Annotated in this window: 17 protein-coding genes and 1 pseudogene; 11 read left to right on the top strand and 7 right to left on the bottom strand. The window is 42.4% G+C overall.

Translation table 11 applies throughout. The features are described from left to right. Positions 1–24: 24 nt before the first annotated feature. Positions 25–150 carry a hypothetical protein gene (locus V7K35_RS22340; RefSeq protein WP_335081709.1) on the bottom strand — a complete coding sequence of 42 codons (126 nt, stop codon included), beginning with the start codon at positions 148–150 and terminating at the stop codon, positions 25–27. A 46-nt stretch (positions 151–196) separates the two neighbouring features. Here V7K35_RS22340 and V7K35_RS22335 point away from each other — a divergent pair, with 46 nt between their 5' ends. Together V7K35_RS22335 and V7K35_RS22330 are read left to right on the top strand one after the other, a co-directional pair. Further along, a complete protein-coding gene (locus V7K35_RS22335; RefSeq protein ID WP_335081707.1) occupies positions 197–1,012 on the top strand; it encodes a type 1 glutamine amidotransferase in 816 nt (271 codons plus the stop codon). 349 nt (positions 1,013–1,361) lie between these two features. Beyond that, positions 1,362–1,787, top strand: a pseudogene (locus tag V7K35_RS22330) (Uma2 family endonuclease); the annotation flags it as partial. Here V7K35_RS22330 and V7K35_RS22325 read toward each other — a convergent pair. Further along, a complete protein-coding gene (locus tag V7K35_RS22325; protein ID WP_335081705.1) occupies positions 1,746–2,018 on the bottom strand; it encodes a hypothetical protein in 273 nt (90 codons plus the stop codon). The pseudogene V7K35_RS22330 and the gene V7K35_RS22325 overlap by 42 nt on opposite strands. Positions 2,019–2,456: 438 nt before the next feature. Between V7K35_RS22325 and V7K35_RS22320 the strand changes: the two genes are divergently transcribed. Both V7K35_RS22320 and V7K35_RS22315 read left to right on the top strand, forming a co-directional pair. Then, complete coding sequence (locus V7K35_RS22320) at positions 2,457–2,648, top strand: hypothetical protein (RefSeq protein WP_335081703.1); 192 nt, start codon at positions 2,457–2,459, stop codon at positions 2,646–2,648. Then, positions 2,600–2,815: a hypothetical protein gene (locus tag V7K35_RS22315; protein ID WP_335081701.1), complete on the top strand. Its 216-nt coding sequence runs from the start codon at positions 2,600–2,602 to the stop codon at positions 2,813–2,815. Before V7K35_RS22320 ends, V7K35_RS22315 begins: the two co-directional genes overlap by 49 nt. A gap of 181 nt (positions 2,816–2,996) precedes the next feature. Here V7K35_RS22315 and hetF read toward each other — a convergent pair whose 3' ends face one another. Continuing rightward, the gene (gene hetF, locus V7K35_RS22310) at positions 2,997–5,501 is read right to left on the bottom strand and encodes a cell division protein HetF (RefSeq protein ID WP_335081699.1); all 2,505 of its coding nucleotides are present in this window, start codon (positions 5,499–5,501) and stop codon (positions 2,997–2,999) included. A 1,712-nt stretch (positions 5,502–7,213) separates the two neighbouring features. On the opposite strand from hetF, the gene V7K35_RS22305 reads away from it, so the two are divergent. Beyond that, a complete protein-coding gene (locus tag V7K35_RS22305) occupies positions 7,214–7,537 on the top strand; it encodes a thioredoxin family protein (protein ID WP_273769266.1) in 324 nt (107 codons plus the stop codon). On the opposite strand, the gene V7K35_RS22300 is transcribed toward V7K35_RS22305, so the two are convergent. Together V7K35_RS22300 and V7K35_RS22295 are read right to left on the bottom strand one after the other, a co-directional pair. Continuing rightward, a complete protein-coding gene (locus V7K35_RS22300) occupies positions 7,524–7,757 on the bottom strand; it encodes a hypothetical protein (RefSeq protein WP_334795600.1) in 234 nt (77 codons plus the stop codon). The two genes, V7K35_RS22305 and V7K35_RS22300, sit on opposite strands and share 14 nt — an antisense overlap. A gap of 73 nt (positions 7,758–7,830) precedes the next feature. After that, positions 7,831–9,681 (bottom strand): S8 family peptidase, encoded by a 1,851-nt coding sequence (locus tag V7K35_RS22295; protein WP_335081697.1) that lies wholly within the window; start codon positions 9,679–9,681, stop codon positions 7,831–7,833. A gap of 121 nt (positions 9,682–9,802) precedes the next feature. Here V7K35_RS22295 and V7K35_RS22290 point away from each other — a divergent pair, with 121 nt between their 5' ends. Beyond that, complete coding sequence (locus V7K35_RS22290) at positions 9,803–10,237, top strand: hypothetical protein (RefSeq protein WP_334795598.1); 435 nt, start codon at positions 9,803–9,805, stop codon at positions 10,235–10,237. On the opposite strand, the gene V7K35_RS22285 is transcribed toward V7K35_RS22290, so the two are convergent. After that, positions 10,231–10,425 carry a hypothetical protein gene (locus tag V7K35_RS22285; RefSeq protein ID WP_335081695.1) on the bottom strand — a complete coding sequence of 65 codons (195 nt, stop codon included), beginning with the start codon at positions 10,423–10,425 and terminating at the stop codon, positions 10,231–10,233. The two genes, V7K35_RS22290 and V7K35_RS22285, sit on opposite strands and share 7 nt — an antisense overlap. Positions 10,426–10,527: 102 nt before the next feature. Between V7K35_RS22285 and V7K35_RS22280 the strand changes: the two genes are divergently transcribed. Further along, complete coding sequence (locus V7K35_RS22280) at positions 10,528–10,668, top strand: hypothetical protein (RefSeq protein ID WP_335081693.1); 141 nt, start codon at positions 10,528–10,530, stop codon at positions 10,666–10,668. A gap of 153 nt (positions 10,669–10,821) precedes the next feature. On the opposite strand, the gene V7K35_RS22275 is transcribed toward V7K35_RS22280, so the two are convergent. Continuing rightward, complete coding sequence (locus V7K35_RS22275; protein ID WP_335081691.1) at positions 10,822–13,227, bottom strand: choice-of-anchor D domain-containing protein; 2,406 nt, start codon at positions 13,225–13,227, stop codon at positions 10,822–10,824. A gap of 806 nt (positions 13,228–14,033) precedes the next feature. Between V7K35_RS22275 and thiD the strand changes: the two genes are divergently transcribed. From thiD to V7K35_RS22255, 4 genes are all read left to right on the top strand, one after another. Continuing rightward, entirely contained in the window at positions 14,034–14,855 is an 822-nt protein-coding gene (gene thiD / locus V7K35_RS22270) for a bifunctional hydroxymethylpyrimidine kinase/phosphomethylpyrimidine kinase (RefSeq protein WP_335081728.1), read from the top strand. 190 nt (positions 14,856–15,045) lie between these two features. Next, a complete protein-coding gene (locus V7K35_RS22265; RefSeq protein WP_335081689.1) occupies positions 15,046–15,654 on the top strand; it encodes a hypothetical protein in 609 nt (202 codons plus the stop codon). Between the two features lie 357 nt (positions 15,655–16,011). After that, a complete protein-coding gene (locus V7K35_RS22260; RefSeq protein WP_012410794.1) occupies positions 16,012–16,350 on the top strand; it encodes a P-II family nitrogen regulator in 339 nt (112 codons plus the stop codon). 179 nt (positions 16,351–16,529) lie between these two features. After that, entirely contained in the window at positions 16,530–16,739 is a 210-nt protein-coding gene (locus V7K35_RS22255) for a ribbon-helix-helix protein, CopG family (protein ID WP_335081687.1), read from the top strand. Positions 16,740–17,154: the final 415 nt, after the last annotated feature.

Genomic DNA, 17,154 nt, shown 5'->3' with positions numbered 1-17,154 from the left:
GGCGTTCTTGGCACGGCAGTTGCTTCAAGTCGGCAGAGCCGCCCAACGCACTGCCTCGTCTTGGCGGTTCGATAAATTAAGCTTTTCGGCAATTTTTGCGTAAGTCCTATCTTTATTACTCTCTGCTTCCTCATCTCCTCCAGTCCCCATTCCCCATTCCCCAGTCCCCAGTCCCTAGTCCCCATTCCCTAAATTTATGAGTTATCAAAATTTGGAATTAACAATTGGTTGGCTTTATCCAACACTGATGAGTACCTATGGCGATCGCGGTAATGTAATTACTATAGAACGTCGCGCCCAGTGGCGGGGATACGATGTTAAAGTATTACCCCTGGATCAAAATGCCACAGCCGCAGATATTAAAACTGTAGATGTAATAGTTGGTGGTGGCGCACAAGATCGTCAGCAAGAAATTGTCATGCGTGATTTGCAAGGCGCAAAAGCTGACGCCATGCGCGAGAAAATCGAAAATGGTACGCCAGGAGTGTTTACTTGTGGTTCCCCGCAACTGCTGGGACACTATTATGAACCAGGATTAGGACAACGGATTGAAGGTTTGGGAATACTCGATTTAGTTTCCGTGCATCCTGGTGAAAATACTAAGCGCTGTATTGGTAACTTGGTAATTGAAGTCACAGCCTCACGCCTGGCGCGAGATTTAAAAGAGATGACGGGTAGCACACCATATTTGGTAGGCTTTGAAAATCACGGCGGACGTACCAAACTGGGGAAAGTAGAAGCATTGGGGCGAGTGGTGTATGGTTTGGGAAATAATGGTGAAGATGGGACAGAAGGAGCATTTTATCAGAATGCGATCGCAACTTATTCCCACGGCCCTTTGTTACCAAAAAATCCTTTTGTCGCCGATTGGTTAATTCAAACAGCACTACGGCTAAAGTATCAGCAGGAAATTACCTTAGAACCTTTAGATGATAATCTTGCTGTACAAGCGCGGGAAGCGATGTTTAAGCGGTTGAAAGTCAGTTTACCTGTTGCTGCGGCGAAAGTTTAACCTTAGTTCGTTGATTAAGCCTCTCTCCGTTTCGGGGAGAGGTTTGGAGAGGGTTCAAATTTAACATCAAGCAAGGGGGTAAAGTATGACTCAAGCCTTAGAGGATGTTTGAAAAGTTCATAATGATGTATAAAATATTTTTTATCCCTCCCTAACCCTCCCCGATATATTGGGGAGCCACTGCGTTGGGCGGGCAATGCCCGACTTGTTCGCACAGCGTCTCCCCTTGGGAGAAGCATGTGGCGTGAGGGAACCGGATTTTTCTTGTTTCCCCCCAATATATCGGGGGGACTAAGGGGGGTAACAACGCAATTAAAATCACAGTTAACCACTTTTCAAACAATCTCTTATCCCTAAAGAATGCGTCATCAAGTCAGTTAATACTGATTCAGGTTATGAACCAGATGTAATCGTTCTTGATAGACAAGCTGTTATGAATGAACCTCGTTGGAAAAAAGAATCTATCATTACGCGGGGTAGTTCCGTCAAGTTGGTTGTAGAAGTTGTTTCAACCAACTGGAGTGATGATTATGCTTTGAAACTAGAAGATTACGAGTCTTTGGGCATTTCTTAATATTGGATTGTAGACTATCTAGGTTTAGGTGGTAGGCGGTTTATTGGCAATCCTAAACAACCAACTATTTCAATTTACCAATTAATTGAAGGTGAGTATCAAGTTAAGCAATTTCGGGGAAATGATCGCATTCAGTCGCTAGCATTGCCAGAGTTGAATTTAATTGCTGAACAGATTTTTCAAGCTGGAGAAGTCGTGTAAACAAGGGCTAAAAAAGTAAAAGAGTATTAAAGACTCGTTCACGAGTATCAAAGACTCGTTCACGAGTATCAAAGACTCGTCCGCGAGTATCAAAGACTCGTTCACGAGTATCAAAGACTCGTCCACGAGTATCAAAGACTCGTCCGCGAGTATCAAAGACTCGTCCACGAGTATCAAAGACTCGTCCACGAGTATCAAAGACTCGTCCGCGAGTATTAAAGACTCGTCCACGAGTATCAAAGACTCGTCCGCGAGTATTAAAGACTCGTCCGCGAGTATTAAAGACTCGTCCGCGAGTATCGAAGACTCGTTTACAAGGCAATCTAAGCTATTGGTAATGATAAATTATTTTTAGATTCAGTAAAAATTATTAACACTCGTGTAGTGTTACACAGGATAGTAGATTGCTTTGATATCTTGCAGCATTCTTAATTAGTAGCCGCGATCGCCTGGAAATCGAAGTTCTAGGAACCAATAGCCAAAGCCACTCAAGTAAACTAAAACCTAAGTCTAAAAAGAATTTAGTCCTCTTTAGAGGACTTTCGCTATTAGCTATAGGTTTCTAACCTGTGACGTTTGTTAGGATTAGTGCAAAATATTAGTGGTTGCGAGATTGTCCAGCGAATCAGGGGCATTACATATAACTTTCGTTGACAGGTGAACCTCAGTATGGCAAATACGCCTCAACGTTATCTTGAAAAAATCCGAGAAGCGAAAGAGAAAAAGCTGAAAGAATTAGATTTAAGCAATGATTGGCGTACTAATAACAAGAAAAAATTAACAGAGATTCCTGCTGAGGTGTTTGAACTGGAATGGTTGGAGGTTTTGGATTTAAGCCGCAACCAATTAACGACTATCTAGCTTTAACAATTATTGGCACAGCAATATTTATCGTCTTAATAGGCGTTCTACAACTCCGTCAAGATGACCGCCTTTCTGAGAAATTTTTTGTAGATTTGACAAAAATGGTATTGGAACAGTTACCTTTAATTAGTAATATTATTAAGCAGTTTCAAGGCAACAAATAAGAGGATAAAAAAATCCTATTTGAATTGTGAAAATTATGAAACCTCTTGCAAAAGCAACACACCGTAGGGGCACAGCAATGCTGTGCCCCTACAAACCGACTGTATTACATGGAATTGAGAACTGCTATTTAATCAGCTGCGATTCCTGCGGACAGCTTCGCTAACGCAGCACCACAACATCTTACTGTTCTTCACCTTTTTCCTGAAGGAGCGATCGCCAATCTGCGATCGCCTTCTCCGTCCACAGCCAATTTTTAGCTAATTTATCTACTTGGAAATTGACTGGATCAGACTTAACTACCAATTGTCGCAACTTGATCGCTTCCTTGAGATATTGTGTCTGCTTACCATTAGATTGACTAAGTGCAGATTTATACAATCCGAGAGCTAAACCAGCATAGGAAGTTAAAGCATCCTGAGGCACTGCTGCCTTTGTGGATCTTGATTGTGTGTTCTGCTCTTTGAGAGCTAAATTCAAAGCTTTGAACCAAGAATCATTACCTCGATTCAGATTGCCTTCTGTGTAGTAGGCAAATCCCAAGGCGTTATTATACAAAGGCGATTCTGGTTTAGCTTTTGCAGCAGTTTCCCAGTAACGGCGGGCATCATCGACGCTATAGTTATTGTCTCCAGTTTGCATAGACTGCCACGCTAATCGTCCCTTGTAAAAGTTAACAGATGGATCATCAGCTTGTTTATTTGGAATTAATTTTAAGGCAGTTTCAGCCGCAGCCAGTGCGCCACGATTGAGTAGTTCTTCTACAGCCAATAACCCACCTTCTAAGTCGCCCTGGCTCAATTTTTCAGTGGCGGTGGTGGTGACAATCCCAGTCGCTGCTGTCTGTAAGTCGATATTTTGCTGCTTTTGAATGGGTAGAGACTGGGTGGGAATTGCTGGTATGTTAGGTAGAGTTACCTGGTGTCGTTGCCACCACCAATTTAAACCGATCGCAGCTGCTAAGGCACTGATCCCCATAATACCCACAATCGGCCACAGCTTACGGCGTTGGGTACGAGGTCTTGGTGGAACTGGTTGCGGGGCTGGTTGCGAGCGCAAAAAATCAGCAGAATTTTGCCAATTTCCTTCAAGGTTCCCAGCAGTTGGAGGTGGCGGCGGTGGAACTTCTCCCCACAAATCTGCTTCCTCTTCTGGGGAAGTCATTTCCTCTGAAACCTGGCTTTGGTGAAGACTATTTTCTCGAATCAGTTCATCCGGTTCAGTTGGAGCTTTTTGGTTATCTAACTGACGAAATAAATCCGAAACTATAGCAGAATCTTCTTCATAGGTTGGGTCATCATACTCAATTTCATCAACGAGATCGCCCCAAGTATCGTCACCTAGCCAGTCCAACCCAGAAGAGTCATGTGCCAAACCAGAAGGGATCATTTGCTCCATTCCTAAAGGCATCTCGGTATCGTCTGCGATCGCAGAGTACATCGTGGAAGTTGCCCCTAAAGGCGAACTATACTGATTCAGCGACTCTGCACTTTCGGATAACTCAGTTTCCTCACTCAGAAAACCGTCAAATTCTGGCTGGAGATACAAAATCGGTAATGCCCAGTACATCTGGTGAGAACCATAGGCAGAAATTAATCCTTGACGCACGCGACTGACGCACAAATCTACTGGATATCCCTGACTCAAGTTGCGGTAAAATAATTGTGTGAGCGTCAGTGCCACTTCATCAGGAATCCGTTCTGACATCGCCAAAACGCTTCTGATTCCGCGCTTCACGAGACTTTCTGCTAAGTTTCGTTCACCAGTATCTCCAGAAGGATCGGATGCGGCTGTGTACGCCCCCAAGCAGGAGTTAAACACTGCCATTTGGATATTATTGTTGACGAGCAAACCTGCCAGATCGTCCCCAGTCAAGATTTCTGTTAAGCCAGTTCTGCGACTAACAAGATAAATTTCTCCACCATTGGAACCTAAGTTACTATGACCAGAGTAGTGGAGAACATGGTATCTGCCTTGTTCTAAAGCTTGCGTCAGTTCTTCCCGCCCTGGTTGATCTAACACAGTTAGTTCAATTTGTGGGAAACGATTGCTACCTTCAGCAAGTCGTGGTATACGCTGAAGTTCCGCTTGCAGTTTGATAGCTTCCTGTGTCTGTAAATCAAGGCGGACTTGATCTGAGGGGGAAGCAATTACCATCAATACTTTTACACCACCTTGTTGTAATGGTGTGGGCATATTTTGGGATCGCAAAGGGGAAACCCCCAAAATTCCACTTTGGAAGCGAGAAAAAGCCACATAAGGTCCAGTAGCCAAAGGGCGATCGCCTGCGTGCATCACTTCCCAAGGCAGACGAGCTAATCTAGTATCTTTTAGCCCCAGGCGCAAGCGTAGTACTTGTTGATGGTTCTGGGCAATACCTTGGGCGGTAATCCAACTATCTCTGAGAGTACCTTGAAATAGGGCGTTATAAAATTGTTGACCCAACGCCACCAAGTTAACAGAGTTTCTGGCGATACTGCTTTCGTGCCCACCAGAGGCGAATGGATCTCCTTGCAACACCGACTTCAACGGGTCATTCATCAAATGCCCAGCAGCGATCAACCAATCAGCTACAGGCCAAGTCACCAGTTCTTCTGCCAATGGCACCCCAGGCGCGACTTGTTCCGTCCGCACCAAGTAGTCATTTTGCCCTACAGGAGTTACCGAAATGTGGAATTCCTGGGTCACAGTTTCTCTTGTTCGCCTCCTAAATCTGGTTTGAAACGCGAGAGTTTCAAGTCGATTTTTCGCTCCCTCTAATAACTTAGATGCATCCCACCCCTGAATGTTTCTGATTCGGTGTTGTTTTGCTTTTTTTGCCTTTACAACTTTATCCGGATCGGATTACTTGGGACTAGAACACTTAATTGGTAGATGCACCTTGATCTTCAACTCCCCTAGTTGGCTAACACCCACTGGGGGTTTTTTTCAATTTTGGCAAACAACAGCAACTTCTGACGCAGATATTCTCTACCAGAAAATAGTGCTTAACCCTAGAATACTTGATTAGTAGATGGATGTCCCTTGATCTTTAACTCCCCTAATTCAGTTAATATCCACTCTTGTTTTTTTTGACACACGACAACAATCAATTTTCTAATAAATTTATCCGGAACATGGTGGTTAAACCTAGAACACTTAATTGGTAGATGCACCCTGATAACTAGCTCCCCTGGTTGGCTAACACCCACTGGGGGTTTTTTTATGAAGAAAGTAAGCAGCAATCATCTCTGACGCATCAATTTTTTAAGGCAGCGCACTGGTTATTTAATTGGTAGCTGTGACCTGATAACTAGCTCACCTAGTTGGCTAACACCCGTTGGAGGTTTTTTCTGGTGGCTAAACAACAACTTTAACCTCTGCTAATTTATTCGCTAGCTACCCATTTACTTTAGAAAAGATTATTGGTAGATGCACCCTGATAACTAACTCCCCTGGTTGGCTAACACCCGTTGGGGCGTTTTTTTCTAGTTGCCAAGCTACGCCTGTCATAGACATTGCCATCAACTCTGATTTTTACCATTTTCTCAGGAAGATACTGCTGCCCCTAGAAAAAATTACTGGTAGATGCACCTTGATAACTCACTCCCCTAGTAGAATAACACCATCTGAGAGTTTTTATTTAAAAAAATAACTAACCTTTGTACAAATTTATCCGGAGTATGGTGTTCAACCTGAGAACATTTAATTGGTAGATGCACCCTGATAACTAACTCCCCTGGTTGGCTAACGCCCACTGGGGGGTTTTTATTTAAAAAAATAACTGACCTTTGTACAGATTTATCCGGAGTATGGTGTTCAACCTGAGTACATTTAATTGGTAGATGCACCCTGATAACTAACTCCCCTGGTTGGCTAACGCCCACTGGGGGTTTTTTTAGCGTAGCGGCTTATCGTTAGACATCGCTCTAGCATTTCCTACCGATGTAACAGAAATGCACCACTACTCTTGTTGCTACTGTTGGTAGACCTTGAGTATCCTCCTGTTGCCAGGATAGAGCATAAGCTGCTCACTCAATTCCTGAATCGCTTTCTTTTTATTGTGAGCTAGAGATGCCACACCAAAATGATTGCTATGATATTTAATCACATTCTTAATTTTTTTTCTATATTTTCGCATTTAACTGTTTGTCTGCCAGCAATCACTGCTTTCAACTTCAGAATCAGACCTTCATCGCCGACTACATTTGTATATTTCTCGTTCCCAGGTTCAGCCTGGGAATGCGATACTGGAGGCTCTGCCTCCCAAAAAATTGCCTTCCCGTACTAAAAGCAGGGAAGGAAGAAAAGATATTAAATCATGATTTCAGCCTTAAATTGACACTAATGACCAGCTATATGGTAATATTTCATAGCATTATGCTAAAATAGCTTGCCTAAAATCAAAGAGTCGCCAACCCATGAGTTTAGCTGTAATTAAGTTCTCTTCAGAAGAGTGCGGCATTTGCCACAAAATGTCTTTTTATGACAAAAAGGTGGCTGAAGAACTGGGTTTAGAATTTATCGATGTGAAAATGCAGGATACAACTGCTTACCGCAAGTATCGCAAGATTTTATTAACTCAGTATCCTGATAAATCAGAAATGGGATGGCCTACTTACATCATCTGCAATTCTCCAGAAGGAGAATTTCTGATTGTGGGTGAGGTAAAAGGAGGTCATCCCAAAGGGGAGTTTAGAAGCCGTCTTCAAGAGGTTCTGAATTCCACAGCTAATCAGAATTAATTACCTCAAAAGATTTGACCTCTAAGACAGATCCAATCATGGCAGTTGTCATGATATCTTCACGCACCTGTCCTTTAACTTTTGCTTTTTGTCCAGCTTTGAGTAAGTCTTTATCTGCCCCTTTAAGGATTTCGTAAGTAACACCCTCTTCTGTGACTAAAGCCCATGCGCCTGTGCCAATATCACGGCGTTGAATTGTACCTGTAAGTGTAATGCTCATAAACAGTGCTAAGTGGGGGAATAGGAAATTAAAAGTTAGGAGTAGAGACGCGATTAATCGCGTCTCTCCCCTTCTATGCTATTTTTTCTTCGTTTTTCAATGCTAAACGAGCAAGTCCATAACAGATTAGGGCATTGGTGATGAGGAAAAGGCGTGCTAAGTGACCACTTCCCAAACCCCAAACAGCTGGATCGAAAAACGCACTTACCGTCAAGCAAGCTGCGACACCTAAGGTTGAACCAATGGCAAACCATTTCCAACTAGGATGTCCCAGCAGCAATGCCATTAACACAATGGGAATCAGTACGCTGGCAAACAGGGGATTGAACGCATTAGTTCCCTGGAGGGTATTGCCTAATTCGGGAATTGAACTGCCCAAAACCCGGAAAGGCCACTGGGGAAGGTCAAAGATATATATTCCCTTGAGGAAGAATAACCCAGAACTGCCGGCAATTAGTCCACTAGATAAAGACCAACTCCAAGTGAAGGGGAAGTAAACCCGTAAAAACCAAGCCAGTAGATAGGAACCAACTACCATTAAAATCTTGGGTAAGAGTGCGATCGCACCACCATCAATCCAAAAGCCAGGGTTAAGATAGCCGCTATCTCGTAACCATCGAAAGAAATCTGGGAAACTAATTTGTCCCGCAAAGGCTAGTTTGACTGCTGCTTCTGCATTGAGTTGTCCAGCGCCATAATAGTTCAAACCATCATCCTGGATAACTCGCGCCGACTGCTTGAGGACTTTTAAAACTTCATCTGGTTCTTTGATGCCAGCAGCTTTGATTAATGCCGCAACACCAGCAACGTGTGGGGAAGCCATGCTTGTACCCTGGAAGCCCAGAAATACGCCTTCGCCGTTATCGTCGATAGTTTCTTGCAGAATCTTACCAGCTTCACTACCACCAGGAGCAGAGATATCTACCCCAGCACCAAAGTTAGAATAAGGTGCTTTTTCCCCATCTGGGCCAATTGCCGAAACGCCGATGACATAGGGATAGCGGGCTGGATAGCTTGCCCCATTGGTATTTTCATTCCCCGCTGCGGCAATGATAACTACACCTTTTCTATGGGCATACTCGATCGCTTCTTTCATCAACTTGCTTTCACCGCTACCACCTAAGCTCATATTAATTACATCTGCGCCTTTATCAGCAGCAAATTTAATTGCTTCAGCAATATCGGCAACAGTACCGCCACCATATGAACTCAGCACCTTTAAGGGCATCAGACTGGCTTCATAGGCAATTCCAGCTACGCCATATTTGTTATTTGTGGCTTGGGCAATAGTTCCAGCAACATGAGTGCCGTGGCCGTTATCGTCTTTGGCTTCTTCTCGGTCGTTAACAAAATCATAGCCTTTGACGAATTTTGTCTCATATAAGTCCCGCACCTTAGTAATCCCGGTGTCAATTACTGCAACTGTGATGCCACTGCCTTTAGTTTGACTCCATGCGCCTTCAATGCCAATTTGGTGCAAGTTCCACTGCTTGCTGTAATATTGATCATTGGGACCAGTTAATGAAGGGCTTGTCTCATCATCATCTTGGGGTCTGAGAAATTCTCCTAACCAAGCTGCTTTACCTGGTTGGGGAATCTTTTTATAAATGTAATTTGGCTCAATAAATTCTGTAACTTGGGTAAATTGAGATTTTTTCAATTCTTGAAGTCGCTGGCGATCGCCTTTGACAATATACACATTATCTTTTTTGGAAAACTTGTTGTCTAATTGGGGTGTAACGTTGTACTGTTTGGCGATCGCTTGCAAATTCTGTTCCACCACAAGTGATGGAATATCTTCCCGAAAATCAAGCAAAATCGTCTCAAACTCTCCTTTAGTTGCCATTCCCTGGAAATTCAGGAAACCAAATATGGCAGATCCCAGCCCAATGACAAACAAGCACAATAATATAAGTTTTCTCATATTAACTCATCACCGCTTTTTGCCAGTTTGCTCACTACCATAGCTTATCTCCATCCTTTATGGGTGGATTTTGCACTTTTAGTTACAAGTTTCACTTCATTACTCAGGACTTTTTTAACCGATGGAACGTGGTCTTTTGTGGTTGCCCCTATTAGTAATGTTTTTCTGGTTGACATGGCAAGGCTCGAAAGAGTATCAAAAAGTTGAAGCCTATCGCACTTGGGCAGAGCAATTTGAACGGGCTAAGTACGATATTTATGCTGTATTAGGTCAAAAAGGCAACAATCTAACCTGGGGAAAACCCACACCTAAAGGGCCTATTAAACTAGAAACATTCTCTTTGCTTGATGTCAAACAAATCCACCTTTTAGTCGATGACAAATCAGTTGATGTAGAAAATATACCCAATAAAGGTCGTTCCATAGAATTAGAATTTCTATTTTCCGAATCTACTAATTCAGTGCGCGTTCCATTTACAGAAATCCCTTTGGCGGCGGAATGGGGTAAGTTTTTACAGGGGGTATTAGAAGATTTGCGATCGCAACAAAATCAGTAGTTATTTGGGAACTGCAAAAAATAAATTATTGCAACTTCTTCCCCTTTTGCACCTTGTCCGTTTGCAATGGGATGTTTTTTATTTGTTTGTGTGGTTAGTTGCGGTGGTGTAACAATATCAAAGCTTAAAAAATATATCAACAACCAAAACAGCCCAGCAATGAATATCGAGCCATGACCGATATTCATTCTGGGCTGTAGACGGGTAACAGTCGTTCTCGTCTGGCATCCCCACAATCACAAGACGGGATGTGGGGCTTCTACTATTCTTGCTAAAAGGCTTCAAGGGAAATGAGCGTTTCCAGTGGAGCGATCATTGATGAAGAACTTGTATTGTTTGGAGTCCATGTGTGCGATCATGGGTGGCGGCAGTTTGAGTGGCTGTCACTGTCGTTATATCTGCGATATCGAGGGGTAAATCTGTCTCCCTAAGTGAATAAAAGTTGCGGTCACTTTGACAGGGATTAAAGTGGAGAGAAACCCCATAAAATCAATTTAGGTGCTCAATACTAAATCTTTTCTCTTTAATTATTCCCCTACACACTTATACCCGCTGTGACGAGGCTTGGTCATTGGAAAACACAATTAACTTATAGTTATAAAAGTTGTAGAAGCCTGAGCTAAAAGCGTTGTCGCATTAATCCCATCCAACTTCGCCAACACTTGATTGTCAGAACTATCCACAATGAAGGCTTGACTTCCTTGTTTTTGTATCAACAATTGACCAAACTGGAGACCACCTGACAACGCAATCTTGTCCTTACCCAGTTCAAAGTCAGTAATGGTGTCCGTGCCCTCACCAGAAGCTAATACAAAGGTGTCATTATCATAGCCCCCAGTCAGCACATCATTACCTTTACCACCGTAAAGCCAGTCGTTACCTGCACGCCCGTAGAGTTGGTCATCGCCAAGACCGCCGAACAGGGTATCGTTACCGTTATCGCCGTAAAGCACGTCATTGCCACCATTGCCGTAAAGCCGATCATCACCACTTTCTCCCCAAATCTGATCGTCTGGGTCACCTCCGTAAAGTTGGTCATTTCCTGAAGTACCCTTTATGGCAACAGCAGGTCCAACTGTACCCTTAATAGCAAAGTCAAAGGGGCTTTCGTCACTATCGTTGTTGTCTAAACTGAGGCTACCACCATAGCTACCGACTTTAATGGTATTGAGTGCCACCGATATGGTGGTGGAAGCATTAACAGCCACGCTAGATGCAAGAGTTCCCACCAAACTAAATCCGTCGGGAAGTTTGAGATTACCCAAGTTGAGTGCGGCTGTACCGATGTTCTTAATAGTAAAGGTTTTGGTCAGGGTGTTACCAGCAGTGGTGTAGCCAAAGTTAATGGCGCTGGTATTGCCATCTGGAATATTAAATATGCCATTGAGAACTTGAATTTCTGGAGCAGGAGCGGGTTTAATTGTGCCACTAATAGCAAAGTCAAAGGGGCTTTCGTTACTATCGTTGTTGTTTAAACTGAAGTTGCCACTATAGGTGCCGGGTGTAGTGCTATTGAGTGCCACCGCTATGGTGGTAGAAGCATTAACAGCCACGCTAGCTGGAAGAGTTCCCACCAAACTAAATCCGTTGGGAAGATTGAGATTACTCAAGTTGAGTGTGGCTACACCAGTGTTCTTAATAGTAAAGGTTTTGGTCAGGGTGTTACCAACAGTGGTGTCACCAAAATCAATGGGGTTGGTGCTCTCATCTGCAATATCAACTGTGCCATTGAGAACTTCAATTTCTGGAGTAGGAATGGTGCTGCGGGCAGCTTCATATGCACCAATATCAGTCCCTACAATGCCATTACCATCGCCATCCTGGGGAATAATTTTAGTGATGCTATTGAAGGCATCGGAACCAGTATCGATCGCAGGACTTCCAAGTTTGAGCCGAAAGTTACCATTCGCTGCATCAACAAACAACGGGTCTTTATTTAAAATATTTCTTGATCCTGGGGCATTAAATCTTCCGTTGTAAGCAAGGTTATTGTTAAATGAAACATTACTAGAATAAATGATGTCGCCGGTAGACCCTCCTGTTCTTGCATACATAATATTGTTATAGACCCGAACATCTTTAGCACCGTTAAGAAAAATTTCTCCCTTTGGGATTATTTGTGAGTTGTGGTAAGTTGTATTATTTACAATATCTACAGGGTTTTCTCCTTTGTAAATCTGAATAGCTGCCCCACCATTGTTGTAAATTAAGTTGTTGCTGATTAAGGCTTTCCCTGTGTAGGCAACATTTCCAATATAAGAAGTGTCAAGCATTATTCCATGACCCTCAGTTATTTGTTCTGCTTGATACCAAGGGACTAATTGTTGATTATCAAAAGAAGTATTTCCTTGGATAATTACTTTGTAATCTTTTACATTATTATCTGAGTTCCAAAGATGCCCTACTGTGATTCCTTGAGTTCCGTAGGGTGAATACCAAGAGTTTCCAGAAACGATATTGTTTGTTATTGTAATATAATCAGCTTCTCCTGCACCAATCCCGCCTCCTGGAAACTTAGAAACCTTGTTATTATTAATTGTGATATGGTGTGACCGTTGAGTTGGACTACTCTTGTTAATGTTAATACCATTTCCAGCTGTTGCTGGGTTATCCAAAATTTTTTGTTGTTGGAGCGCATATTCTTTTGTAATTTCATCTCGTGCTCCTACCAATGTTAAGCCATCAATTACTACGTATGAAGAGCCTGTAATTGATATAGCATTCCAATTGTTGCTGTGTGCTTCTATAACAGGTTTTTGATCATGATATGCAATAAATGTGATCGGCGCATCAGCCCTACCCTGCTTATTTCCAATACTCAGGATATTAGCAGAAGATGAGGTGTAAGTACCATTCATGACGTAGACGGTATCACCTGCCTGCACCAAGTCTGCGGCTTTTTGGAGGGTGCGAAATGCCTCTCCTTCCTTCAAGCCATTATTTTTTTTATCATCGCCTGTTCCAGAAACGTAGTATGTTTTGCCAGCCATAGGTTTACTCCGAATATATATAAGGGCAATTGGTAGTACACTCTCAGCAACAAACTCAGTTGCTAAGTAGTTATTTGAATGGGTTATTTGTCTGGACTATTCAAGACAGTCACAGTTGTCCGATCGCGATTTGAAATCGCGTTGGTCTTAGAAACGCTATTGTCAAACTGAAAAATTTTTATTCTGTCAACCGTTGATGGTTAAACCAGGGGTATCGATACCGTCAATCGTCAGGGTTTTATTAAGGGTGATCGAACAATTTGCACGCAGACAAGGCAGCGCAAAGCCAAAGATATTTCCTGTCATCTCTGCGTTTTTTGAGTGGTCAAAGTTGAATTGGTTGAAACCTTAATAGGTTTACCCTTTAACTTAAGGGAACTAAATGTAACAACTTAGTTGAACTTGTTGTAAACGGTGTAATTGAGCCTTGTGAACTTATGTATTAAATTTATCCTTTGTATAGGCAAACAAAATCAGTGAATATTCTGAATATAGTTATTTTTTTTACAGCAATAATTAAAAACTACGGAGGCACCCTAGTGGAGTCCTGTTAATTTCCAGAGTGATATGGGAGTGGAGAGCGCTTTGTGAGAGGATTTGATGAAGTTTCTCTAAAAATTTTGAAATAAGCGATGCCTTCTTTACCAAACGCCCCGCTACCGCTAACAGCACTTTCAAGTCAGATTGTCGTAAATTTTTGTGGTTGCGATCAGGAAGCAGGCTGGAAGGAAGAGGGTTTTAGCCTAGTTCATCAATCTTTGAGATATTTTGGTTTGATTGCGCCAACTTACTTAATCTTCATAACTATGAACACTGAAATAAGCTCCAGAATACCCGTTGCTTTAACCATTGCTGGCTCAGATAGCGGTGGCGGCGCAGGAATTCAAGCTGATTTACGCACCTTTGCTTTTCACTGCGTCCACGGTACTAGCGCTATAACCTGCGTCACGGCACAAAACACTCTAGGAGTGAGCAGGGTTGATGCCATGCCAAGAGAGGCTGTTGTGGCGCAAATTCAGGCAGTAGTTGACGATATTGGCGTACAAGCTGCCAAAACGGGAATGTTGCTCAATCAGGAAATTATCTTTGCTGTCGCCCAGCAGGTGGAAGCTTTACAAATCGATAATTTAGTAGTTGATCCAGTAATGGTGTCACGTACGGGGGCACAATTGATTGATGATGATGCTGTGAAGACTCTTTGCCATGCCCTGATTCCTAAGGCAGTTCTCATCACGCCCAATCGCTATGAAGCCCAGATTTTGAGCGGTTTACAAATTAATTCCTTGGAGGATATGCAAGCCGCTGCTGAAATTATCCACAAGACTTTACGGACGAAGGCTGTTTTAGTTAAGGGCGGAGGTATGCAGGGAGATATGCGTGGTGTTGATATCTGGTTTGATGGGGACAAATTGGAAGTTTTGACTTGCCAGCAAGTAGAGACAAAAAATACCCACGGCACTGGTTGTACCCTATCGGCTGCGATCGCTGCTAATCTGGCTAAGGGAAAAGACTTGTGGCAAGCGGTGCAACAGGCAAAGGAGTATGTCACTACTGCACTCACTTACGCCCTAGATATTGGCGAAGGGCAAGGCCCTGTAGGACACTTCTTCCCATTGTTACGAAATTAACCTCGTGGTTAGTTATCAAGCTGTTGACTAACTATTGACTACTGACTACTTACCATATCCAAAATGTAAATAAGAAATTTTTGCCCTTTCGGCATTTTTCTATTATTCTTGGGCATAGTTTCAGGGCTGACTATCTCTGTTAGCATCTCTGTACGATCTAATTACCTTGATTTTTAATACCAAGCCCCCGATGCGAACAACCATAGGTTCTGTTCACAGAAATTCGCCAACACCGACTACTCAAGCCCACCCTGCCTCTGTACCATTATCTGTATACAGGGAATTGTCAACAGAGTTGCAAGCAACACAGGCGAGGCTAGATGCACTCACCACCAAAAATCAGCAATTAGTACAAGAAAATCAACTATTACGCCAAGAAATTGCCAAAGTTGTTGAGTCTTTTTCTCACCTGCAAAAGTTTGTGGATTCCCATGCTACGCCTAGTTATCACCAAGTCCCCCAAGCTCCTGGCTACGTGAAAAGTGGTGCCAAACAGCCAGTAACCCAAGCGCGTCCACCTCAGCAGGTTTCTCGCCCATCTCCACCTGTTATCCCCAAAGCCCCACCCAAAAAAAGCCACCGCCAAAACTTTTCTACACCTCTAATGGAAAGAAATTTCCCGATACCAGAACCAGTTTTTATAGAAGAGCAACAAGTAAGTTATTATTCCACTACTGAGCCAGATGCCAAGAGACTTAATGGCTGGTGGTTAATTATCACCATCTTGTTAATTATGCTTACTGCCTTTAGTGCTGGATATTTCGTTGTGCGTCCCTTGTTTGAACATCAGAAACGTTAGTCGACACTCCCACAGCTAGCAGCAGCAGGGTTTCGGGCTACCGAGCAATTTCTCTGCAATCACTCTTTAAATATCTGAGTATATCTGCCAAATGACGGAATTTATTTATTTTTAGATTGTAAAAGCTATAAAAAATGCTAACTTGACAGCAACTTCTTTATGTTAAAACCTCAAAGATTATCCAATTTATAAATCCTTGCCGCTTCTCATGTCCCAAACCCTTAGGCAAAGCATCTACATTTTAAAAAAGTGGTAATTATTACATATGTTTTAGGAAAAGCACTACTAGTTACAGCTTCAGACAGCGGATCTGGTTAGATATATAAACGAAGCTAGTAGAAGTCAGGAGTTAAGAAGATGAAAAAAGTAGAAGCTATTATCCGCCCATTTAAGCTAGATGAGGTAAAAATTGCCTTAGTTAACGCTGGTATCGTTGGCATGACTGTTTCTGAAGTCCGGGGGTTCGGACGGCAGAAAGGCCAAACTGAACGGTATCGCGGTTCTGAGTACACGGTTGAGTTTCTCCAAAAACTCAAAGTGGAAATCGTAGTTGACGACAATCAGGTTGATATGGTAGTGGACAAAATTATTGCCGCTGCCCGCACTGGTGAAATCGGCGATGGTAAAATTTTCATCTCGCCTGTTGAACAAGTGATTCGGATTCGTACCGGGGAAAAGAATACAGAAGCAGTTTGAGTGCTGATAAGTTTCTGAACTATATGCCTATATATGACTCAATAAGTCATATATAGGCATATTCTCATATCCTACTGGCTACAAACTACGACAAAAACTAGCTTTACTCTTGATACAGGACATATGTACTATGTAAATTTGATATATAATCTATATATAAAAACAGAGGTAAAGATGTTTTGAGCAAAAAAACTTTAATCACGCTTAACTTGTCGGATGCTGAACTTGAGCTACTAAATAGTCTTAGTGAAAAAAAGGATATGAATAAGTCAGCGGTGTTACGGCAAGCTTTACGGATGATGGGGCTAATTGAGCAACGTATAGAGCAAGGTGAAAAATTTTACTTTGAAACTGTAGACGAGAAGAAATCTGAACTTATACTTATCTAGCTTAATTCAAACTTGTGAGTTGTTGCCTTGAATGCGATTGTTAAGCTACCCTTATTCCGTGTTAAAGACTCAGCCTTAGTTGAAGCAGAATTATATAATTTATCTTCTAAACATATTTCAGACTTTGAAACCTTTTGGAAACATTCCCGCACTTCGTGCCGCTACGCGAACGTAGGGAAGGGGGTCCCACTGTGTTAGGTTTCCGAAACTTTGATGTTACGAAAAATACTTTTCAAACAACCTCTAAGAGTCACAACTAATCTCGATAATACAGATATTGCTTTGAGTGCAATTAGCCTTCCTAAAGAAGAACATTATCCCTATACATGTACTCATCTAGCCAAAGTTTTAAATATACGGAATCATGATGTTCTTCAGAGAATAAAAATCTTAGATTTACGTAACAATCCAATTT

Origin of the sequence: Nostoc sp. (assembly GCF_036917275.1) — a bacterium.
Lineage (GTDB): Bacteria > Cyanobacteriota > Cyanobacteriia > Cyanobacteriales > Nostocaceae > Nostoc.
Note: the sequence above shows the minus strand (reverse complement) of the source record. Positions and strands in the feature narration are given on the sequence as shown.

Excerpts from the sequence above, each read along its gene's own strand:
- V7K35_RS22295 (WP_335081697.1), bottom strand. The coding sequence starts at position 9,681 with ATGAGAAAACTTATATTATTGTGCTTGTTTGTCATTGGGCTGGGATCT.
- V7K35_RS22260 (WP_012410794.1), top strand. The coding sequence starts at position 16,012 with ATGAAAAAAGTAGAAGCTATTATCCGCCCATTTAAGCTAGATGAGGTA.
- V7K35_RS22290 (WP_334795598.1), top strand. The coding sequence starts at position 9,803 with ATGGAACGTGGTCTTTTGTGGTTGCCCCTATTAGTAATGTTTTTCTGG.
- thiD (WP_335081728.1), top strand. The coding sequence starts at position 14,034 with ATGAACACTGAAATAAGCTCCAGAATACCCGTTGCTTTAACCATTGCT.
- V7K35_RS22305 (WP_273769266.1), top strand. The coding sequence starts at position 7,214 with ATGAGTTTAGCTGTAATTAAGTTCTCTTCAGAAGAGTGCGGCATTTGC.
- V7K35_RS22340 (WP_335081709.1), bottom strand. The coding sequence starts at position 150 with ATGGGGACTGGAGGAGATGAGGAAGCAGAGAGTAATAAAGATAGGACT.
- V7K35_RS22335 (WP_335081707.1), top strand. The coding sequence starts at position 197 with ATGAGTTATCAAAATTTGGAATTAACAATTGGTTGGCTTTATCCAACA.
- V7K35_RS22275 (WP_335081691.1), bottom strand. The coding sequence starts at position 13,227 with ATGGCTGGCAAAACATACTACGTTTCTGGAACAGGCGATGATAAAAAA.
- V7K35_RS22315 (WP_335081701.1), top strand. The coding sequence starts at position 2,600 with ATGGTTGGAGGTTTTGGATTTAAGCCGCAACCAATTAACGACTATCTA.
- V7K35_RS22300 (WP_334795600.1), bottom strand. The coding sequence starts at position 7,757 with ATGAGCATTACACTTACAGGTACAATTCAACGCCGTGATATTGGCACA.
- V7K35_RS22320 (WP_335081703.1), top strand. The coding sequence starts at position 2,457 with ATGGCAAATACGCCTCAACGTTATCTTGAAAAAATCCGAGAAGCGAAA.
- V7K35_RS22280 (WP_335081693.1), top strand. The coding sequence starts at position 10,528 with ATGAGCGTTTCCAGTGGAGCGATCATTGATGAAGAACTTGTATTGTTT.
- V7K35_RS22265 (WP_335081689.1), top strand. The coding sequence starts at position 15,046 with ATGCGAACAACCATAGGTTCTGTTCACAGAAATTCGCCAACACCGACT.
- V7K35_RS22285 (WP_335081695.1), bottom strand. The coding sequence starts at position 10,425 with ATGAATATCGGTCATGGCTCGATATTCATTGCTGGGCTGTTTTGGTTG.